This window comes from Giesbergeria giesbergeri (assembly GCF_054779375.1).
Map to the genome: position 1 here is coordinate 100,569 of NZ_BAAGYJ010000006.1, position 15,219 is coordinate 115,787.

Genomic DNA, 15,219 nt, shown 5'->3' on the forward strand with positions numbered 1-15,219 from the left:
AGTGTCAATGGCTCTGGAAAAGATGTGATGCGGCTGAACTGGCTGCCCATTGCCCAGCATGCCAAGCCATGGAGCTGGGCGTGGTAATGGCGCTGGCATTGTCCAGCAGCAACAATGCCAAACGCTGCAAGTCAGCGTTGCTGTTGTCTGGTAGAAGGGTGCCGTGCAGGCGTTGGCCTAGGTGGTGGGCCACACAGCGTTCCAGTGCCTGTAGGCTGTTGCGGGCTTGTTCTGCTTTTTTGCCGGTGGCACTGGGGCTGACGTAGGCCACCATGCTGTTCAGGTTGGCATGCAGCGTTAGGTGCTTGATCTGGCGGTAGCACTCCATCAGAGCATTTTTGCCGGGCTTGGTCACCAACAGTGGCATGGTGCTGCTGCCTGCCAACAAAGGGGTGCTCAACAATTCGATGGGCGCATAGAGCACCATCACCGCATAGCGGCGGAAAATAGGCTCTAGCTGCTCCAGTGTTTGTGCCGCTTGGCCTTTGCGCTGGGCGGTGTTGGCCAGCGTCAGCATGCCCAGGGCTGCAGGCACTACGGCCAGGGCAGACGCATCTGCATGCACGCCATGTGTGCTGGCATCGGCCCACGGGGCATGGGTGAGTAGCTGTAGCAGGCCTGGGGCGCGCTCGGTCTCCACGGCGGTGGCATCCAGCACCACCACTGGGTAGCCTAAGCGTTGTAAGTGGCCGCACAACTGCCATAGGGTAGACAGTGTTTTGCCACCGTCTTCTTGGCTGGTGACCACCAGCAGGCGCAGCTCATCTTGGGGCTGGTGGCATTGCAGACCCATGCCCTGGTGGAAATGGGTGTCAAGCATGGCCAGCCATCCCTTCTTGGGCAAAAGAGGCGGTGGGCCGGGTAAAGAAGAAGTTCAAATCCGTCACCTTGGGTTCAAAGGCGGAGCGGGCGGTAGAACGCATCGACAGGCTGACCAGCTTTTTGGCATCGGCGGTTTCCCAGTCTTCGGGCACCCGTTGACCATTGGTCACGCCACGCAGCACCATGCGGTTACGAATCAACGCATCCAGCGGTGGGCCCAGTTTGACGGCCTCATCCACCTTGGACAAGATCGCTTGTTGTGGTCCCCGGCTCTTGAACGAGGCAAATACATCGTCCAGAGTGTCGCCGTGGCTACTGGCATTGACCACCAGTAGACGTTTGATTTCGGGCAAGTCCAACACATCCAGCATGTCACGCTTGCGCGGGTCGCGCGCAGCTACACCAGTCGTGTCGATGAGCACCATTTTTTTGCCACTGAGCAGTCCGAGCAGGTCTTGCAGGGCCGCTTGGTCGTGGGCCAAATGGGCCACCACACCCAGCATGCGGCCATAAGAGCGCAATTGCTCATGGGCACCAATGCGATAGGTGTCTAGAGTGATCAAACCTACGCTCGCGGCCCCATACATGCGTGCGCATTGGGCAGCCAGTTTGGCGCTGGTGGTGGTTTTGCCCACGCCAGTCGTGCCAACCAAAGCATAGATACCACCTTCTTGTGGCAGGCTTTCGGTGTCTGCATCGGTCTTGAGGTTGCGTTCCAGCACTTCCATCAGCCACCGCACGGCATCGCCAGCGTTGAAGTTGTCGGGCAGGCGCTCCAGCACGGCACGGGCCAAGGTGGGCGAATAACCTGCACCAATCAGTTTGAGCATCAGATTGGATTGGATCGGGTTTTGCTTGGCCTGACCTAGCCAAGACAGCGTGTTGAATCGTTCTTCGATCAAATCCTTCATCGATTGCAACTCTTCCATCACGCTCTCTTGCCGGACAGGCGCTGGAGCTACGGCCTTGGTAGGGGCTACCATGGGTTCGGTGCTACGCCGGGTTGTGATGGGTTGCGCTGTGGCCCGCACTGGGGGGCTGTGCTCTGGCGCTACGTCAAAGCCGGGCGGGTACAGGCCAGGAGTGGCTGCCTGTGGCGCTGGCGCAGTGCGTTCGCGGGCCACGGGGGCGGTTCGGGCAGGCTCTGGGCGCCGGGCGGGGGCTGGTTGGTGAGGAGCGGGGCTGCTCTCGATACTGCTGTCATCCCCCTGCAACGCCTCATGACGGCGGCGCAACATGCGTTCGCGCACATAGTCTTGGAATGACAGGGTGCTCATCGCCAGTTGCTCTGTGTCTTCATGCACTGGGTTGCGCTCCGCCACAGGCTCGCGCTCTGTCAGGGGGGCAGCAGCACGGGCTGGGGCCACAGGTTTAAGGCTTGGAGCTGGTGATGCCCTGGTGGGCTCTGCTGGCTCTCCAGCTTGCTCTAGCGAAGTCAGGGACTCTTCTGCGGTGGCAACCACTTCCACGCCTTCTGGGGTGGTGCGGTTAGACAGAATGACGGTACCCTCCCCAAAGGTCATGCGTGCCTTGGCCAGTGCTTCGCGTGCAGTGGCTGCATAAAAGCGTTTGATGTTCATGCCGATGCTCCTTTGAGAATGGGCCCAATGCGGATGGTGTGGGTTTCAGGAATTTCGCTGTGTGCCAGCACTTGCAGGCGAGGTGCCACGCGCCGCACCAGACGGGAGATGGCGCTGCGGATGGTGTCGGGCACCAGCAGGCAGGCGGGCAACCCGATTTCTTCTTGCTTGAGCGCGATCTCGGCGGCGCGCTGCGTCAGGATGTCTGCTACACCGGGATCTAGCGAGGGGCCATTGGCATTGGCCAGAGCCTGCACCAGCAGGCGCTCCAGCCCCGGCTCAATGGCAATCACACTCAGCTCACGGGTGGGGCCGTAAATTTGCTGCACGATGGCGGGCGACAGTGCAACCCGCACCCGGCGTGCCAGCTCGTGCGGATCGGTGATGGCGCCTGCATGTTCGGCCAGAGTCTCAATGATGGTGCGGATATCGCGGATATGCACCGACTCTTCGAGCAGCAATTGCAGCACCTTCTGGAACGTTGTGATCGAAACCATTTTCGGGATCACCTCTTCTATCAATTTGGGGGCCAGCTTGGCAACATGTTCCACCAATTGCTGCGTCTCTGTGCGGCTGAGCAATTTGGCGGCTTGAACTTGCATCAAGTGTGACAAATGTGTCGCCATCACAGTTTCCGAATCAACCACGGTAAAGCCTGCCATTTGCGCCGCTTCCTTTTGCTGATCGTCGATCCAGTGGGCGGGCAAACCAAAGGCAGGGTCGGTGGTTGGGGTGCCGATCAGTGGCGTGGTGATGCCGCCGGGATTGATGGCCAGATACATGCCGGGGAAGGCTTCGCCCTCGCCCACCACCACGCCACGCAGGGTCAGGCGGTAGGCACTGGGCTTGAGTTCGAGGTTGTCGCGCACATGCACTGGTGGTGGCAGAAAGCCGACTTCTTGGGCAAACTTGCGCCGTACCCCCTTGATGCGGGTGAGCAGGTCGCCCTGGCGGGATTTGTCTACCAGCGCAATCAAACGGTAGCCCAACTCCAGACCCAGCAAGTCTACGGGTTGCAGATCATCCCAAGTAGCATCGGTTTCTGCTGGTGTAGCTACGGCAGCCGGGGCTTCCGATGGTGGGGGCACCTTGGCCCGCTGCATCAGTACCCAAGCGGCATACCCCAGCACCGAGCCCACACCCAAGAACACCATGTGCGGCATGCCAGGAATCACGCCCAACAAAATCAGGATGCCAGCGGTAATGCCCAGCACGCGTGGCGAGGTGAACAGCTGATGCACGATCTGCTGGCCCATGTCCGAGTCTTTGCCCACGCGGGAGATCACCATCGCAGCCGCCACCGAGATCAACAGCCCTGGAATCTGTGCCACCAGTGCATCACCCACTGCCATCAAAATATAAGTGTCCGCAGCTTTGCTGGCCGACAGGCCATGTTGCAACACACCAATGGTGAAGCCGCCAATGATGTTGATCAGCAAAATCAGAATACCGGCCACGGCATCGCCACGCACAAACTTGGAGGCACCGTCCATAGAACCAAAGAAGTTGGCTTCTTCCCCTACTTCGGCCCGGCGGCGCTTGGCTTCCTTCTCGTCTATCAGCCCGGCGTTCAAGTCAGCATCCACGGCCATTTGCTTGCCGGGCATGGCATCCAGGGTAAACCGAGCCGACACCTCAGCGATGCGTTCGGCACCTTTGGTAATCACGATAAAGTTGATCACCACCAGAATTGAGAACACAATCAGACCCACGGCAAAGTTGCCGCCAATCAGAAAATGACCAAAGGCCTCAATCACTGCCCCCGCAGCACCGGGGCCGGTGTGGCCTTCTAGCAGTACCACACGGGTAGAGGCTACGTTCAGCGACAGGCGCATCAGCGTAGACAGCAGTAGCACCGATGGAAACGCCGCAAAGTCCAGCGGCTTGAGCATGTAGGCTGCCACCATCATCACCATCAATGCCACAGCAATATTGATGGTGAAAAACACGTCCAGCATCCATGCTGGAATGGGCAGCACCATCAGGGCCAGAATGGCCACCACCAGCAGCGGGGCCGATAGGCCTTGGGCAGCGGCGGCATTGTTGCCTACCCATTGGCGGGCAGAGTTCACAGAAAGGCTCATGGGGTCGCTCCTTGCTGGGCTTGGCGATTCAGCGGATCAAGTTCGGGGGGTACGTTGACTTCGGGCAGGGCATCGGGCATCGGCCCTTCACCGCGCAAAGCGGCTTTGAGGCGATACACATAGGCCAGCACTTGGGCTACGGCGGTGTAGAGGGTGTGCGGAATGGGCTGATCCAACTCCGCATGGGCATACAAGGCGCGCGCCAGCATGGGCGACTGCAACACCGGAATGTTGTGTGACTTCGCCAGATCGCGAATCGTCATGGCGATCAGGTCCGTGCCTTTGGAAATGACCTGTGGCGCCGTCATGGTATTGTCGTACTTCAAGGCCACGGCATAGTGGGTGGGGTTCATCACCACAAAATCGGCCTTGGGCACAGCCCCCACACTGGCACCATCGGCAATCTCGCGTTGGCGCTGGCGCTGGCGGCCCTTGATTTCTGGATTTCCGTCCGATTCTTTGTGCTCTTGCTTGACTTCCTCGTGGGACATCTTGAGCCGGTCTTTGAAAAAGAAGGCTTGCAACGGCACGTCAATCAAGGCCATCAGAAAAACGACCAGCAGCAGCATGGCCATGCCACCCGTCAGCCAATTGGCAACAAAGCCAATCGAATCTGACGAGGGTTGCAAAATCAAAGTAGCCATCTCCTCAATGCTGTTGCCCATGTATTTCCAGGCCACAAAACTCAGGATGCAGGTCATGAGCACCATCTTGGCCACGTTGGCCATTTGCTGCTTAGAAAAGAGATTGCCGATGCCAGAGAGCGGATTGAGTCGGCTAAATTGAGGCGTGATGGGCTTGAAGCTCCAGACCCATCCACCCGAGGCCACGGCACTGAGCAGGGCAGCGGCGCTGGTGAGCAATGCAAACACACCGCTGGCTACCAGGCCGACAGTCATCATCTGTTGCAACCGCTCCAGCATGTGGGCAGGGGTGCGCACCGTAGCGGCATCAAACACCAATTGGTGGCTCATCTCCAATTGGATGCGATCCAACAGGTGAGGGGCCAACACCATCATGCTGGCCGCGCCCATGCCCAAGATGGCCAGATGAGACAAATCGCGCGAACGCGCGGCCTGCCCGTCGGTGCGGGCCTTTTGGAGCTTGCGCTCGGTCGCGGGAAGGGTGCGGTCTTGGCTCGATTCCATGATGGCATGACGGGGTGGTCATGCCATTGTCGTGAGCAGCGACAAAATCTAAAGCCCGATAAGCGGGCCACTGGCACCGCTTATTCGGGCTGTGAAGGTGGTGGTGGGTTAGAAGCCCAGACTGGCCAACAGGTCATCCACCTCGGATTGATCGGTGACGACATCAGGGGTGTTTTCTGGATCGACCACTGGCCCTGCCAAATGCTCATGGGCAGGCTCCACGGGCATGGGCGGTGGTGCCACCCCAGGAGGGGCTGTGTCCAGCACCAATTGCACCAGTTGCTCCTCAATTGTGGCGGCCAAAGACACCACACGGGCGATGACTTGGCCGGTGAGGTCATGAAAGTCCTGTGCCATCATGATTTCGGTCAAATGCTCGTCCGAAGTACGGGCAATTTGCTCAACGTCGTTGAGGAAATTCATGATTTCACCCTTGGCCACCGCAGCCACTGGGTCTTTCACCAGCGAGGCTGTGACCCGCCGGGTTTCTTCGGCCAACAGATCATTTTGTGCCTTGGCCTGCTCTACGCGCCCCAGCACTTTCTCTGCGGCCTCACCCGTCAGCCGAGCGATGTACGACAGGCGGCTTTGGGCATCGGGCAATTCGCTCATGCTGCTGCGTAGCTTTTTGGCATAGCCCAGCTCATTGAGCGAGTCGTGTAACTGACGCGTCAGAACGCCAATCCGCTGGTGTACATCACTCACCGGAGTGCTGGTCGCAGGAGGGGTGTGGCTGGTGTCCATGGCGATGGCTTACAGCCCCTGCTTTTTGATGATCAGGTTAACCTTCTCTTCCAGCGTGGCCTTGGTAAAGGGCTTGACGATGTAGCCTGCCGCGCCAGCCTGAGCTGCCGCCACAATGTCTTCTTTGCGGGCTTCAGCCGTGACCATCAGCACCGGCAGGTGCTTGAGTTTTTCATCAGCCTTGACTTCTGCCAGCAGCTGAAAGCCGTTCATGTTGGGCATGTTGATGTCGGTGACGACAAAGTCAAACTTGCTTGAACGCAGCTTGTGCAGTGCCGCTACGCCATCTTCGGCTTCATCGGCATCAGAGAACCCACTTTCCTTGAGCAGGTTGCGGACGATGCGGCGCATCGTAGAGAAGTCGTCAACGATCAGGAAGCGAAGGTCAGACACGTGAGACCCTTTCGGTCGGGATTGCAGTATATGTTGTCATGGGAAGCATAATCGATAGCGCCAGTCTATGGCTTGGAGCTAGTAGCGGGGGGATTTTCCTGCTTTTCATTGGGCAATGGTGCTGCGGGGAGAATCAGGGCACTTTTACTGAGCAATCTTTCCTCCGCTTCGCGTGTCAAGACCGTGATGGTAATACGCCGATTGGCTGGTGCGCGCGGATCGTTCGGTTGCAGCAAATCACTGCTGGCCAGGCCCACCACACGGGCTAGTTTGTTGTCAGGCATGCCTGAGGCTACCAATTCTCGGCGAGAGGCGTTGGCCCGGTCAGCAGAGAGTTCCCAGTTGCTATAACCCCGTTGACCAGAACCATAGGGTACAGCATCGGTATGACCAGCCAAGCTGATGCGGCTTTCTACATCCGAAAGGGAGGAGCCAATGGCCTGGAGAATATCGCGCATATAGGGTTTGACCAACGCACTGCCGCTGTCGAACATGGGCCGGTTTTGGTCATCCACAATCTGAATTTGCAGGCCATCGGGCGTGACATCAATCCGGATTTGGGATTTGTATTCATTCAACCGAGCGTTTTGCGTGATGATGGCGTCGATTTTGGCACGCAACGACTTGATGCGCTGTGCGTCCTGTTGTGCCTGTTGGGCTTTGGCCAGTTCGGTTTTGTCTTGGGCGTCCGAGCGTTTGACTTGGCCGTGCACTTTGGTGAGGTCGTTGCCGCCCCCTGGCATCACCGTGGTGCTGTTGCCTGCACCATCACCACCACTGAGCGCCACCTTCAGTGGCGAGTTGAAATAGTCTGCAATACCCTGCAACTGGCCTTGTGCTGTGGAACCCAACAGCCACATCAGCAAGAAGAAGGCCATCATGGCCGTCATGAAGTCGGCGTAGGCAATCTTCCACGCGCCGCCATGGGCAGCATGGCCGCCCTTCTTGACGCGCTTGATGATGATGGGCTGAAGTTTCTTTTCGGTGGCCATGATGTGGCTTACTTCTTACGCACGTATTCTTCCAATTCCAGGAAGGTGGGGCGTTCTGTGGAGAACAACACTTTGCGCCCAAACTCGATAGCGGTTGCTGGGTTGTAGCCTTGCATACTGGCCAGCAAAGTGCATTTGATGCACAACAATTCCTTGGCTGCGTCTTCGGCTTTTTGCTCCATCAGACCACCCAAAGGCTCCACAAAGGCGTAGGCCAACAAAATACCGAGAAAGGTACCGACCAAGGCCGAGCCTACCATGCCACCCAGCACAGCCGGGGGTTGACCCACCGAGCCCATGGTATTCACCACCCCCAACACCGCAGCCACAATACCAAAGGCAGGCAGGCCGCCAGCCAAGCGGGCCATGGCCGCCACAGGGGCATGGGCTTCTTGGTGGTGGGTGTCAATTTCGTTGTCCATCAGGGCTTCTATCTCGTGGGCATTAAGGTTGCCAGAGACCATCATGCGCAGGTAGTCGGTGGTGAATTCAACCACATGGTGATCGGAGCCCACGTTGGGAAATTTCTTGAACAGTTCAGACTCGTGGGGGGCTTCTACATCGCCCTCAATGGCCATCAAGCCTTCTTTGCGCGCCTTTTGCAAAATCTCATACAGCATAGCCATCAGCTCTAGGTAGCGTGCTTTGGTGTATTTAGATCCTTTGAAGACACCAGCCAGCCCTTTCATGGTGGATTTGAGCACCTTGGGTTGGTTGTTGATGACGAAGGCTCCTAACGCTGCACCACCAATGGTGGCCATTTCGAAGGGCAAGGCCTTGAGCACTACGCCAATATTGCCGCCGTGCAAGATGAACACGCCGAAGACGCAGACCAGGCTGACAAGGTAACCAATAATGACGGGCATGCTGGATGAAAGGTGGCTGTGACAGGGGCGATCAGAACAAGCAGCAGCTCTTGCAATGCAGAGCCTGATGCTGACGGATGTTAATGTACCGGATGCGCTCTGGTTGTGATGCCTGTAGTTATGGCAAAAAGCAGGGCTAACTGGGGTCTATTAGCTTGTCCAAGCCTGATACCAGTCTTGTAGGTTTTGACCAGTGAGCCTCCAATTCTGTGCCACTTGGGCCTGTAGTGTCAGGCCATCACGGTGGCAGGCACTCAAATCAGACACCCGTTCCAAGATGGCATCACGCCAGTCTTTGTAGCGGTTTTTCACCCGGCTGACTGCTAAATCACAATGGTAAGGTGTTACGTCCGAGCACACTACAGGGACGCCACACCAGCCGTATTCCAGCAGCTTCAGGTTGGATTTGCACTCGTTGAAGGCATTGCTCTCTACCGGGGCAATGGCCAAGTCCCAATCTTGGGTCAGTGCCATGAGCTTGGCTGGATATTCGAGTGTGGGCACTCCGGGTACAAATTCTTTGATGTAAGGCCGGATGTTGTCGGGGCACATGCCCATAAAGACCCAATCTACCTGATCGGCCAAGTCTCTGATGACGGCTGCCACCATCTCCAAGTCGCCTTGGTGGCTGATGCCGCCTGCCCAGCCAATGCGTGGTTTTTGGCCTGGGCTGCGTGCTGGGCGTTGGGGGGGCGTGGCACCCCACATGGCTGGGGCCAAGCGGTTGGGTACCACGCGCACATCGTCGTTGTAACTCCCCAACTCATGCGCCAAGGCTTCGGTAGAGACTACCAAGCGGTCGCACAGGCCAATGGCCTTGAGCATCTTGCCGCGCAAATCCCGAGGTATCAGGTCGTAGTGGGCGCTTTTGACGGGCACTTTACTCAGATGGTCATCCACCTCGTAAATTTTGCGCACATTCTTCAAAGCAGTCAGGGCTTTGAGGTGGGCCAGCATAATTTCGGTGTTGGGGCGCTGAAACACCAGAATATCGGCCCCGCTGCGCAAGGCCAGGTTAGGACTAAAAATTTCTGGCGAAACACCGCCACGGCATAACCCCGCATCCAGCATGGCCTGCATGGGTTGGATGATGCGGTAGTGGCCGCAGCCCTGTACATCGGCATGAAAGGCTGCCACCTTGTGCTGTAGCGGCTGTGGAAAGTGATCAAAACGCAGCAGGCGGTTTGATTCCACCTCGTAGCCTGTACCAATCAGCGATAGGTTGGGGTTGTAGGCTGGGTCGTTGGCGATGATATGCGGCCAACGTTGGTACATGGCTGCTTGTTCACGCTGAAACCGTTGCGTTTTTTGTTCTGGGCTGATGGTTTCCAATTGGGCTTTTTGGCTGGCACCGCTCTCATGCAGCAAGGTGGCCAAGGGTGTCCAGACAATGCGCTGGCCCGTTTGACCAACACGCAAACAAAAATCCATGCTGCTGTACGACACACCAAAGGTGGCTTCGTCCATGCCGCCCACGGCTTCATAGACAGACTTGCGCACCAATAGACACGCACTCGCCACCGCAGAAAAATTTTGTGCCACTTGGGCCCGGAACATATAGCCGGGCTCGCTGTTATCTAACCCCAGCAGCGGGTGATCTGCGGGCCCACCCAAACCCATAATGATGCCTGCATGTTGCACGGTGGTGTCGGGGTAGAGCAGCCGCGCCCCCACCACGCCTACGCCATCACGCAAGCCGTGGCGTACCATCTGGCTGAGCCAATCTGCTTGCAGCACGGCGGTGTCGTTGTTGAGCAACAGCACGAACTCGCCCCGCGCTTGGGCCACCGCCAGATTGTTCAATCTGGACAGATTAAACGGGCCTGGTGCTGATAGCACCCGAATTTGATCACTGCCCAAAGCAGACAGGCCCGCCAGAAACTCTCGTGCCTCGGGGGTTTGGCTGTCGTTGTCTACCAGCAAAATCTCAAAAGCTGGGTAGTCGGTTTGCGACAGCAAAGAGTCGATACAGCGGTTGAGAAAAGGTAGCAAATCTTTGGTCGGAATGACGATGCTGACCAAGGGGGTGCGCTCTAACGGGTACAACACATGGAAAGTGCCCGGCCCCGGCCCTTCCAGCACCTCGGCTGCTGGGGCTTGCACCTGCAAATGTTGCACTAACACCTGTGCCAGACGTTGCCACATCTCCGATTGGGTGGTGAACAAGCTGTCTGCGGTAGAGGATAAATGCAGCAGCACCAGCGGCAGGTGCAGCACAGCCTTGCCGGGCAACACGCTGGCTTGCAGGGCGCAGTGGTAGGCGTCGGCCAAATCGGGCAGACCTTGCTCACCCAGTTGGGCTTGGCCCCAAGCATTTTTCAGCACCAAGGCGCGGCCCATGTAAGGCAGGCTACGCAACAAATCGACATTCAAGGCGGGTTTGAGGCGTGGTTGCTTTGGCTGGCCGTCTGGCCCCCATTCATCGTGGTCGCAATACAGCAGCACGGTATCGGCGCTGGCTTGGTCTACCAAGGTGCGCTCAAGCATAAAAAGGGCTTGTGGCTCCAGGGTATCGCCAGCGTGCAATAGCAGTGTCCACCCCTGCTCTGGCACTTGTTGCCACAGCGGCGTTTGGTGGTTGCAGATAGTGTCTACCTGATCTGCCGGGCGCGTCTGGGCGGCCAAACTGGCATGGGTGCGCTCTAACAAAGCCGCTTCGGTGGATGCAGCGCAGCACAGCAATACCCGCAGGTGCAAACGTTGCGCTGGCAGCACTGGCAAGCAATGGGCTGCGCTGGTGCGAAAGTCTTCCAGCCAACTGGCATAGGCACGGTGTTTTTCGTCAGTCCGTGCCTGGGCTACAGCCGGGGCCAGACGGTCTTTGAGTTTTTGTGTGATCTGGGACAGCTTAGAGCGGTTGTCACTGGCGCTGGCAGAAGTATGGTTCATAGCGTATGAGTGGTCCTCTCAAGTTCCGACGCGGTATTCGGTAGCACCAATGTCTACGGTGTGCATGTAGCCGATGACCTCGGATGGGATGGTTGGCCCAAAAATTTCGAGCAACACCTTTTGCAGCAAGTAGCTGCCCAGCCGCTCATTACAGAAAGCCAGTGCCCGCCGATGGTAGGCATCCAGTTTGACCGGGCGGTGGTGTTCCAGAAACTGTAAACACACCACTTCTAGTTGCTCTGCAATCGCCAAAAAGATGTTGATGGGCAATGTGCCCACTTCAATGCCACCAGGAATGATGGTGGGATGGTTAATGAGCTGAAAACATTCATCAGGGGTGATAACCCCATGCTCCACGGCAATGGCTAAATAGCGCAAAAAATCTGGGGCTTGGTGAACGTGAATATATTGTTGAAAAGTATTGCCAATGTTGCGTGGGTTGGCAATACAAAAACATTGTTCTGGCTCAGTAAACCAAGCAGCATAGTTCGGAACCTGCGTTGATTGATTGATAAAACGCATGGTTGGAAAGCTATCGGTGGTGCGTCCAAATGCCTGCCGTGAGATAAATTTTCGGTACTGTGTTAACGTGATTAAATCAAAATCGGAAAATTCTTGGGCTTGTGCATTCAAAAATCGCCTAATGGCAAAAGTGCCTGCGGCACCAGTTAAAAATGGATGCCAAGCCATGAGGTCAGGGTAAGCTTGATGTACATCCAGCACCTGATGCCCCATTTGTGGAGCCTGCCCTGCGGCCCCTAGCCACACAATGGTGGCACTGGGGTCCAGATCAATCGTGATCTGGGGTTGGTGGGTAATGCAAAAAAGGGAGTGCATAAAAATCTATCCGCAGGGCCAATTTTCAGGGTTGTGGTAAGCGCAGCAACCAAGCACCCGGCCAGTGGGTAATATTTTGGTTCAGCTCACTCTCGTTAAAAGGCCAATCTGGTTGTTCGATACGAAACTCTGGATGCTGCGCGGCAAAGTCGCGGGCGGCATAAGTAGGGTTGTCTGTGGCCCAATCAGGGGTGCCACGAGGAACATCAGCCAAATCGAACATGATGCCATCGGTAGCCACAATATAAGAGCCTGGCGTCACCAAATCGGCATAGGCTTGTAACTCAGCCAGCACATGGGCATAACTGTGGTTAGAGTCTAAAATGACCAGCACCTTTTCGTCGGGCTGCACCTGTGATTTTACTTGCGCCACGATGTCAGGGGCGGTAGAGCTGCCTTCGATCAAGGTAATGCGGTCGCTCAAGGGGTGGGCCTCAATGGCTTGTCGGTTGTGTGGGCGGATTTCAATGTCAATGCCAATCACACGCCCTCGCTCCATCGCTTTGCACAGACTCGAGTAAAAAATCAGTGAGCCGCCGTGGGCCACGCCCGTTTCAATGATGACGTCGGGTTGGATACGGAAAATAGCCTCCTGCATCCGCAGCATGTCTTCAGGTAGCTGAATGACAGGGCGGCCCATCCAACTAAAAGTGTATTGGTATTTTTGGTTCCAACCCACCCGCACCCATTGGCGAGACAGCACTTCAAAGGCAGCCTTGGAATACAGGGGAAAAATCTGTGGCTGGTCTGCGTCTTCGACCGTCAGGGTTTGTGCTTCGGTATCTAGGATAATTTTCAAGATTCGCTCCAGTCGATCAGTTCCAGTGGAATATGGGCTTGGGCCAGCAATTGCAGGTTTTCTTGCCGGTAATTGGGGTTCATCAAAATGGCCTGCTTTATTTGCCGCTGTGGTAGATCAGTGGGGGCAATAATCGGATGGCCGGTGCCCGGAAGGTAGTGGCCTTGCTTGCGCGGGTTAATGTCAACCACGCAGTCGATCAGCGTAGCCTCTGGATCGACCAAATTGGCGAGGGTAGCCCCCTTCGCACCCGCGCCCCAAAGGGCGATTTTGCCGTGTTGGCGCAGCGCCTGTAGCCGCTCGTGCCAGAGTTGGCGCAGTTTATCTTCCTCGTTGCTGTAGGCCAGTGCCAAGGCAATGGTATCGGTGAGCGGGTGGGGGGAGGTCTTTAGGGGGCCGACGGTAGGTTGGGCTTCTAACCACAGGTACTGACCGTTAAAGAGGTGATCTACCTGTTGCACTGCAAAGCCTGCCTGCTCAAAGGCGGTACGCAGCGATGAGGCACTGAACAGCGAGCAATGTTCGTAGAAAAAATCCCAAACCACCCGATGGCGCAAAATCCATTCGACACAGGGCGTTTCAAAGAATACTCTGGCCTGTGGGGTGTGCGTTAACGCCTGCCGTACTGAGTGCAACAAGGCTAACGGCTGGGGCACATGTTCAATCACATGGCGGCACACCACGGCATCTGCACGCACATCGGTGCATGTGTCGTCGTAATAACAGCGGCGAAACGTTAATCGCCCGTCCAATTCAGCATCTGGCCCGACATAACTGGGGTCAAAACCAAAACCCCGGTTATTGGCGCCGGGGTAGCTGACCAACTTGCGCAGAAACTGCCCCTTGCCACAACCGACTTCCACAATGGTGCAGTTTCGCAGCCCACGCTCTTCTACCAAGTGGCGTACCAAGTCATCCAAATAGGCATCAAAGTAAGGGGAGCAACTTTGGGTGTTGTCGTAATTTTGTCCGTAAGCCAGCAGAGAGAGATCAAAAGCCCGATTACAAACAAAACCGCAATGGGTGCAAACGGCCAATTCCAACACACCTTGGGCGATTGATCGGGCCGCTTGTAGGCTATCGATGACCAAATTTTGGTGTACCGGCACAGCACTACGGTGCACGAAGCTTTGCAGCGCGTTGGTTTGACAAACAGGGCAGGTGGTGATGAGAGATGGCATCAGCTGGTTTCTTGGGTCACTTGGTGCAAAGCTTGCACTAAGGTGAGTGCTGGACACCAACCTAGGGCTTGCAGGCGCTGGGATTCTCCCACTAGCAAAGGGGGGTCGTGGGGGCGATTCTGGCCGAGTGCCAGCAAGGGCTCGGGGTTCACATGCAGTATGTCTGCCAAATGGCGCACTAGCATCTCTAAGCGCAGCGGTTGACCCGAACTGACGTTGTAAGCCCCTGAAGCACGCGTTTGCAACAGGGTGACTAAACCAGCGGCCACGTCAGAGGCGTGCAGAAAGTCACGATAGGCATTGGTGTAGATGCCAAAGTTTGGACGTTGCCCGCGCAAAGCGGCCAGCAGCGAGGGGATCAGGCGCTGGGACGATTCACCCGTGCCAAAAGGCAAAAAGATGCGCCCCCAAGCACAGGGTATTTGGTATTGCTGACACACCGCTATCACCAAACGCCGCGCTGCGTCTTTGGCTATGCCATACAGAGTTGCCGGGTGCAGGGGCGTACTTTCTTCACGGCAGTAGCCGTGCGACCAGTCGTATTCAGCACAGGTGCCAGCCACTACCACCTGCTGGCCCCCGGCTTGGCAAAAGGCTTCTGTCAGGCGTGTGGTGGCCTCCACCCACCGCAGATTGAGTAGAGAATTCCAATATTGACCATGCTCGGCATACCACGCCAAATGCAGCAGGTGTGTGGCTTGTGCTTGCTGTACCAGTGCCGCAACATCTGGGTTGTCCAGCAAATCTACCGCTATCCAATGGCTTGTGTGGATACCACTAGGGGGCTGACGCCCCAGCAATACAGTTTCGACACCTTGTTGGTGCAGATGTTGCAGCACATAGCGCCCTAAAAATCCGCTGCTGCCTGTTAACAGCACCTTCAT

General features: G+C 56.8%; 13 protein-coding genes. All 13 read right to left on the reverse strand.

Annotated features, from left to right (window positions below; genetic code table 11):
• Window positions 1-4 precede the first annotated feature (4 nt).
• The 13 genes from ACYVB2_RS11320 to ACYVB2_RS11380 all read right to left on the reverse strand — a co-directional run bounded on the left by ACYVB2_RS11320 (window position 5) and on the right by ACYVB2_RS11380 (window position 15,219).
• Window positions 5-820, reverse strand: a complete 816-nt coding sequence (locus ACYVB2_RS11320; protein WP_382432987.1) for a hypothetical protein — start codon at window positions 818-820, stop codon at window positions 5-7.
• The gene (gene flhF / locus ACYVB2_RS11325) at window positions 813-2,402 is read right to left on the reverse strand and encodes a flagellar biosynthesis protein FlhF (RefSeq protein ID WP_382432989.1); all 1,590 of its coding nucleotides are present in this window, start codon (window positions 2,400-2,402) and stop codon (window positions 813-815) included. The genes ACYVB2_RS11320 and flhF overlap by 8 nt, the downstream gene beginning before the upstream one ends.
• Complete coding sequence (flhA, locus tag ACYVB2_RS11330) at window positions 2,399-4,486, reverse strand: flagellar biosynthesis protein FlhA (protein WP_382432991.1); 2,088 nt, start codon at window positions 4,484-4,486, stop codon at window positions 2,399-2,401. The genes flhF and flhA overlap by 4 nt, the downstream gene beginning before the upstream one ends.
• Window positions 4,483-5,634, reverse strand: coding sequence for an EscU/YscU/HrcU family type III secretion system export apparatus switch protein (locus ACYVB2_RS11335; protein ID WP_382432993.1), 1,152 nt, complete (start codon window positions 5,632-5,634; stop codon window positions 4,483-4,485). Before ACYVB2_RS11335 ends, flhA begins: the two co-directional genes overlap by 4 nt.
• A 108-nt stretch (window positions 5,635-5,742) precedes the next feature.
• Complete coding sequence (locus ACYVB2_RS11340) at window positions 5,743-6,378, reverse strand: protein phosphatase CheZ (RefSeq protein ID WP_382432995.1); 636 nt, start codon at window positions 6,376-6,378, stop codon at window positions 5,743-5,745.
• Window positions 6,379-6,387: 9 nt separating this feature from the next.
• Entirely contained in the window at window positions 6,388-6,771 is a 384-nt protein-coding gene (gene cheY / locus ACYVB2_RS11345) for a chemotaxis response regulator CheY (protein WP_281242833.1), read from the reverse strand.
• A 65-nt stretch (window positions 6,772-6,836) separates the two neighbouring features.
• Entirely contained in the window at window positions 6,837-7,763 is a 927-nt protein-coding gene (gene motB / locus ACYVB2_RS11350) for a flagellar motor protein MotB (protein WP_382432997.1), read from the reverse strand.
• Window positions 7,764-7,771: 8 nt separating this feature from the next.
• Entirely contained in the window at window positions 7,772-8,629 is an 858-nt protein-coding gene (gene motA, locus ACYVB2_RS11355; protein WP_382432999.1) for a flagellar motor stator protein MotA, read from the reverse strand.
• A gap of 150 nt (window positions 8,630-8,779) precedes the next feature.
• Entirely contained in the window at window positions 8,780-11,518 is a 2,739-nt protein-coding gene (locus tag ACYVB2_RS11360; RefSeq protein WP_382433001.1) for a glycosyltransferase, read from the reverse strand.
• An 18-nt stretch (window positions 11,519-11,536) separates the two neighbouring features.
• Window positions 11,537-12,355, reverse strand: coding sequence for a hypothetical protein (locus ACYVB2_RS11365; protein WP_382433003.1), 819 nt, complete (start codon window positions 12,353-12,355; stop codon window positions 11,537-11,539).
• Between the two features lie 25 nt (window positions 12,356-12,380).
• A complete protein-coding gene (locus tag ACYVB2_RS11370) occupies window positions 12,381-13,154 on the reverse strand; it encodes a cephalosporin hydroxylase family protein (protein ID WP_382433005.1) in 774 nt (257 codons plus the stop codon).
• The gene (locus ACYVB2_RS11375; protein ID WP_382433007.1) at window positions 13,151-14,335 is read right to left on the reverse strand and encodes a class I SAM-dependent methyltransferase; all 1,185 of its coding nucleotides are present in this window, start codon (window positions 14,333-14,335) and stop codon (window positions 13,151-13,153) included. The genes ACYVB2_RS11370 and ACYVB2_RS11375 overlap by 4 nt, the downstream gene beginning before the upstream one ends.
• A complete protein-coding gene (locus ACYVB2_RS11380; RefSeq protein ID WP_382433009.1) occupies window positions 14,335-15,219 on the reverse strand; it encodes an NAD-dependent epimerase/dehydratase family protein in 885 nt (294 codons plus the stop codon). The genes ACYVB2_RS11375 and ACYVB2_RS11380 overlap by 1 nt, the downstream gene beginning before the upstream one ends.

Excerpts from the sequence above, each read along its gene's own strand:
- ACYVB2_RS11380 (WP_382433009.1), bottom strand. The coding sequence starts at position 15,219 with ATGAAGGTGCTGTTAACAGGCAGCAGCGGATTTTTAGGGCGCTATGTG.
- motB (WP_382432997.1), bottom strand. The coding sequence starts at position 7,763 with ATGGCCACCGAAAAGAAACTTCAGCCCATCATCATCAAGCGCGTCAAG.
- ACYVB2_RS11365 (WP_382433003.1), bottom strand. The coding sequence starts at position 12,355 with ATGCACTCCCTTTTTTGCATTACCCACCAACCCCAGATCACGATTGAT.
- flhF (WP_382432989.1), bottom strand. The coding sequence starts at position 2,402 with ATGAACATCAAACGCTTTTATGCAGCCACTGCACGCGAAGCACTGGCC.
- flhA (WP_382432991.1), bottom strand. The coding sequence starts at position 4,486 with ATGAGCCTTTCTGTGAACTCTGCCCGCCAATGGGTAGGCAACAATGCC.
- ACYVB2_RS11340 (WP_382432995.1), bottom strand. The coding sequence starts at position 6,378 with ATGGACACCAGCCACACCCCTCCTGCGACCAGCACTCCGGTGAGTGAT.
- ACYVB2_RS11335 (WP_382432993.1), bottom strand. The coding sequence starts at position 5,634 with ATGGAATCGAGCCAAGACCGCACCCTTCCCGCGACCGAGCGCAAGCTC.
- ACYVB2_RS11360 (WP_382433001.1), bottom strand. The coding sequence starts at position 11,518 with ATGAACCATACTTCTGCCAGCGCCAGTGACAACCGCTCTAAGCTGTCC.
- motA (WP_382432999.1), bottom strand. The coding sequence starts at position 8,629 with ATGCCCGTCATTATTGGTTACCTTGTCAGCCTGGTCTGCGTCTTCGGC.
- ACYVB2_RS11375 (WP_382433007.1), bottom strand. The coding sequence starts at position 14,335 with ATGCCATCTCTCATCACCACCTGCCCTGTTTGTCAAACCAACGCGCTG.
- ACYVB2_RS11320 (WP_382432987.1), bottom strand. The coding sequence starts at position 820 with ATGCTTGACACCCATTTCCACCAGGGCATGGGTCTGCAATGCCACCAG.